The following is a 433-nucleotide window of genomic DNA, read 5'->3' on the forward strand; positions in this document are numbered from 1 at the left end:
GACATAGTGATGGCCGTTACGCTCGACATGGGAGAGGCCGAGCAGCGAGACCAGCGCCAGATCCTGCTGCACGGCAAGCCCAGCCTGGCATGTCAGATCCTCACCCGAGAGGAACAGTCCCGGCACGGTTCCGGTTCTGATGCGGATCGCCTTCATGAGCGAACGGTAGATGCCCTTGCAGGTTTTCGAGGAGACGCCGGTATAACCAAACCGTCTGGCGCCGGCGAAGGCGCCGTCGCCGTCGTCGCTCTCATCGATCAGAAAGGGCAATTGCGCCGCCAGGTCCCCCAGCGGTGTTTCCATAGTGATCGCGCGCGAGAACGGTTGTTCGACGAAGGCAATGGCCGCACGCAACCTCGCCAGCCGGGGCGCCGCCTCGATTTGCGCCAGCAAGGCGGCGAGCTGTTCGGCGGCGCCAAACTGTTCGTTGCCA

Annotated in this window: 1 pseudogene; it reads right to left on the bottom strand. The window is 63.7% G+C overall.

Annotation, left to right across the window (positions count from 1 at the left end):
* A pseudogene (locus tag FY112_RS00060) lies at window positions 1–433 on the bottom strand (mandelate racemase); the annotation flags it as partial.

Origin of the sequence: Rhizobium sp. PEPV16, assembly GCF_008919455.1 — a bacterium.
GTDB classification, from domain to species: domain Bacteria; phylum Pseudomonadota; class Alphaproteobacteria; order Rhizobiales; family Rhizobiaceae; genus Rhizobium; species Rhizobium leguminosarum_Q.